Raw genomic sequence first — 4360 nt, 5'->3', positions numbered from 1 at the left:
TCGGCCGACCTGCGCCAGGCGCAACACACCTCCAACATCGCCGACGTGCGCGTCTGGAAGGACGGCGAAGGCGCCGATCCGACCCGCGATCTGAAGGCGATGCTCGCCGACCTCGGCGTGCGCGGCCGCCTCGGCGTCGAGTTCGACAGCTATGGCCTCACCCATTTCAACGGCTTGAGGTTGCAGGCGACGCTCGCCGGCTTCGCCGAGCTCGTCGACGCTTCGCGGCTGATCCCGAATCTACGGACGACGAAGTCGGTCGAGGAACTCGTGTATGTGCGCGAGGCGGCGCGCCTCTCCGACCTCGCCGACTGCGCCGCGCTCGAGGCGACCGAAGCCGGCGCCGACGAGGGCGAAATCCTCGCCGCGATGCATTCCGCCATCTTCGCCGCCGGCGGCGACTATCCAGCCAACGAATTCATCATCGGCTCGGGCGCCGACGCGCTGCTCTGTCGCTACAAGAGCGGGCGGCGCCAGCTGTCGGCCGACGACCAGCTCACGCTCGAATTCGCCGGCGTCAGCCGCCACTACCATTCCGCGATCATGCGCACCCATGTCGTCGGCCGGCCGAAGCCGCAGCACTTGGCCTATCACGCCGCCGCGCGCGAGGCGCTTTTGGCCTGCCAGGCCGAATTGCGCTCCGGTCGGACCGCCGGCGAGGTCTTCGCCGCGCACGCGCGCGTCTTCGACGCCCACGGCCTCGCGCGCTGCCGGCTCAACGCCTGCGGCTATTCGCTCGGCGCCAAGTTCACGCCGTCGTGGATGGACCCGCCGATGTTCTACGAGCGCAACCCCTTCGTCATCGCGGCGGGGCAGGTCTATTTCCTCCACATGATCCTGATGGACAGCGACGGCGGCGCCGCGATGTGCCTCGGCCGCACCTATCTCACCGGCGTTCACCATGCCGAACCTTTGAACGGCGCCAATCTGGACCTGGCGGTCAAATAGGGTTAGCAGAGCGTTAACAAGGCCGTCGGCGCGCGAGGGCGTAACCGCGGTCGCGCTTGGGTTGTGCAGGGTCGGCGCGTTCGATGGCGGCAAATGCGGCGAAAAGAAAAGCGACGCTGGCGCTGCTCGTCGCGCTGACGGCGCCGCTGGCGCTCGGCGCCTGTGTCGCCGTCGAGACCGCCGCCGAGATCGCTCCGGACGACGCGGCATCCCGTCAATTTGCGCTTCGCCAGGGCGCGAACCTCGCCCAGGCCAGCCTCGCCATCGTCTCGGTCGAAGGCGCGCCGCCAGCGATCGGCGCGGATTTCGACCGGCGGCTCGACGCCGCGGCGCGTTCGCGCGACATCGCCGTCGTCGACGCCGCCAAGGCGCGCTATCTCGTGCGCGGCTATCTCTCCGCTTCGCCGACCGAGGACGGGGCGGAGATCGAATATGTCTGGGACGTCTTCGCCGCCGACAAGCAGCGTGTCCAGCGCCTGAACGACGTCATCGCGGTCAAGGGCGCGGGCGACGATCCCTGGGCGCTCGCCGGCGAAGCGGTCTTGACCAGCGTGGCGGCCAGGAGCGCCGACGACCTCGCCGCCTTCCTCTCCAACACGCCGGAAGCCGCCCCTGCCGCCGCTGCGGCGGCGCCGCCGGCCGAGACGGCGCTCGGCTACGCGCAGCTCAAATAGCGCCCCGGCGCTTCCGCCCATTCTGTGGATAGGCTTCGGCGCCGCCGATGGCGTCGTCTCGCCGTCATATTGTTCCCGGCGGCCGCCGCTGCTATGACCCGCCCCAATCTCGCGCCGCGCGGGCTCGGGAGGGTGAGGGCCCGCGCGCCGATTGGAGCTTGGGGCATGCCAGGTCAGATGAAGATACTCGCCGGCAACTCCAACGCGCCCTTGGCCGAGGCGATCGCCGCCTACCTCGGCGAACCGCTGACCCGCTGCCACGTGCGCCGCTTCGCCGACCTCGAGATCTTCGTCGAAATCCTCGAGAACGTGCGCGGCCGCGACGCCTTCATCATCCAGTCGACGTCCTATCCGGCCAACGACAATCTGATGGAGCTGTTGATCATGATCGACGCGCTGCGGCGCGCTTCCGCGCATCGCATCACGGCGGTCATCCCCTATTTCGGCTATGCCCGACAGGACCGCAAACCGGGGCCGCGCTCGCCGATCTCGGCCAAGCTCGTCGCCAATCTGCTCACCCGCGCCGGCGCCGACCGCGTCCTCACCGTCGATCTCCACGCCGGCCAGATCCAGGGCTTCTTCGACATCCCGACCGACAACCTGTTCGCCGCGCCGACGATGGTGCGCGACATCAAGGAGCGCGGCATCGCCGACAACGTGATGGTCGTCTCGCCCGACGTCGGCGGCGTGGTGCGCGCCCGCGCGCTGGCCAAACGCCTCGACGCGCCGCTCGCCATCGTCGACAAGCGGCGCGAGCGCGCCGGCGAGTCGGAAGTGATGAACATCATCGGCCATGTCGGCGGCCGCCATTGCGTGCTGCTCGACGACATCGTCGATTCCGGCGGCACGTTGTGCAACGCCGCCGACGCGCTGCTCGCCGAAGGCGCTCTGAGCGTCTCCGCCTACATCACCCATGGCGTGCTGTCGGGCGGCGCGGTGGCGCGCGTCGCCGCCTCGCAACTCAGGGAGCTGGTGCTCACCGACACCATCGCGCCGACCGAGGCGGTCAGGGTCGCGCACAACATCCGCGTCATTTCGATCGCGCCGCTGATCGGCGAAGCGATCGCGCGCATCGCCAAGGAAGAGAGCGTCTCGGTCCTGTTCGACTGAGCGTCGATTTCGCGCGGTTGCGCCGGCTTGCCGGCGCTTTGAAGCCAGCCTATCGTGACCACACGCAGCGCGGTTCGGCGTGCGGGGAAGCAGGTTGACTCCCCCGGCGCCGTCGGCGTTATGTTTGACCGAACGGTCAACTCCGCTCGCATGGGCCAAGCGGCCGCGCGGCGGTCGCATTCGCCGGGACGTCTTTGCGACCCCGGCGTGAACGGAGAAGGGGAGAGTTGGATGGCCGGACGTCAGTTGTCAGCTTTGTTTTCGGGCCTCGCGGTCGCGACGCTCGTATCGGCGGCGGCGCTCGCCGCCGACGTCAAGCCGGCCGTGATCTATGACCTCGGCGGCAAATTCGACAAATCGTTCAACGAAGGCGTCTACAATGGCGCGCTGAAATTCAAGAAGGATTCCGGCGTCGACTTCCGCGACCTGGAAATCCAGAACGACGCCCAGCGCGAGCAGGTGCTGCGCAAGTTCGCCAAGGACGGCTTCTCGCCGATCATGACCGTTGGCTTCGCCTGGGAGACCGCGCTGAAGAAGGTCGCTCCGGAGTTCGCCGACACCAAGTTCGGCATTATCGACGACGTGGTCGACCTGCCGAACGTGCAGTCGATCGTCTTCAAGGAGCACGAGGGCTCGTTCCTGGTCGGCGTGATCGCCGCCAAGACCTCCAAGACCGGCAAGGTCGGCTTCGTCGGCGGCATGGACATTCCGCTGATCTCGAAGTTCGGCTGCGGCTACGCCCAGGGCGTCGCCTATGCCTCCGGCGGCAAGGACGAGGTGTTCGCCAATATGACCGGCACGACGCCTTCCGCCTGGAACGATCCGGTCAAGGGCGGCGAACTCGCCAAGTCGCAGATCGACCGCGGCGCCGACATCGTCTACGCCGCCGCCGGCGCGACCGGTCAGGGCGTGCTGAAGGCCGCCGCCGACGCCGACAAGCTCGCCATCGGCGTCGATTCCGATCAGGACTATCTGTTCCCCGGCAAGGTGCTGACCTCGATGCTGAAGCACGTCGACGTCGCCACCTACAAGTCGTTCATGGACGCCAAGAACGGGACCTGGAAGGCGGGCGTCCAGGCGCTCGGGCTCAAGGAAGGCGGGGTCGACTTCGCCGTCGACGAATGGAACAAGACCGTGCTCACGGCCGACGCGAAGGCCGCCGCCGACGCGGCCAAGGCCGACATCATTTCGGGCAAGATCGAAGTCCACGACTACATGTCGGACAGCAAGTGCCCGAACTGAGACTCGTGATCGCAGCCTGAGCGCGTCGTTCTCCGCCTCGGCGGAGAAGGACGCGCGGGCGCCGGTCGACAGCCGGCGCCGCGAGGCCAGCGTTGGAGCGTCGTCGTGAACCCTCAAGCGCCCGCCGCTCCGGCGATCGAGCTGATCGGCATCGACAAGAGCTTCGGTCCGGTCCACGCCAACGTCGACGTCAATCTCAAGGTCGAGCGCGGCGTCATCCACGGCATCGTCGGCGAGAACGGCGCGGGCAAGTCGACGCTGATGTCGATCCTCTACGGCTTCTACGAGGCCGACTCCGGCGAGATTCGCGTCAACGGCAAGCCGGTGCGCATCCGCTCTTCGCGCGAGGCGATCGACTGCGGCATCGGCATGGTCCATCAGCATTT

At 67.9% G+C, this 4360-nt stretch carries 5 protein-coding genes; all 5 read left to right on the top strand.

Annotation, left to right across the window (positions count from 1 at the left end):
- Positions 1 to 948, top strand: a 948-nt coding sequence (locus ABSF49_RS20550; protein ID WP_424114497.1) for a M24 family metallopeptidase, incomplete at its 5' end; no start/stop codon positions are given.
- Positions 949 to 1031: 83 nt separating this feature from the next.
- Positions 1032 to 1622 (top strand): hypothetical protein, encoded by a 591-nt coding sequence (locus ABSF49_RS20545; protein WP_424114496.1) that lies wholly within the window; start codon positions 1032 to 1034, stop codon positions 1620 to 1622.
- Positions 1623 to 1799: 177 nt separating this feature from the next.
- Positions 1800 to 2732 (top strand): ribose-phosphate pyrophosphokinase, encoded by a 933-nt coding sequence (locus tag ABSF49_RS20540; RefSeq protein WP_424114498.1) that lies wholly within the window; start codon positions 1800 to 1802, stop codon positions 2730 to 2732.
- 231 nt (positions 2733 to 2963) lie between these two features.
- Complete coding sequence (locus ABSF49_RS20535; RefSeq protein ID WP_424114495.1) at positions 2964 to 3974, top strand: BMP family lipoprotein; 1011 nt, start codon at positions 2964 to 2966, stop codon at positions 3972 to 3974.
- Between the two features lie 105 nt (positions 3975 to 4079).
- Positions 4080 to 4360: ATP-binding cassette domain-containing protein (locus ABSF49_RS20530; protein WP_424114494.1), on the top strand; the 281-nt coding region annotated here is incomplete at its 3' end.

The sequence above is a fragment of the Roseiarcus sp. genome (assembly GCF_049514155.1).
Lineage (GTDB): Bacteria > Pseudomonadota > Alphaproteobacteria > Rhizobiales > Beijerinckiaceae > Roseiarcus.
This window is presented reverse-complemented; position numbering and strand designations above follow the sequence as displayed.

What these genes read in the sequence shown, in the direction of transcription:
- ABSF49_RS20545 (WP_424114496.1), top strand. Translation starts at nt 1,032, where the DNA reads ATGGCGGCAAATGCGGCGAAAAGAAAAGCGACGCTGGCGCTGCTCGTC.
- ABSF49_RS20540 (WP_424114498.1), top strand. Translation starts at nt 1,800, where the DNA reads ATGAAGATACTCGCCGGCAACTCCAACGCGCCCTTGGCCGAGGCGATC.
- ABSF49_RS20535 (WP_424114495.1), top strand. Translation starts at nt 2,964, where the DNA reads ATGGCCGGACGTCAGTTGTCAGCTTTGTTTTCGGGCCTCGCGGTCGCG.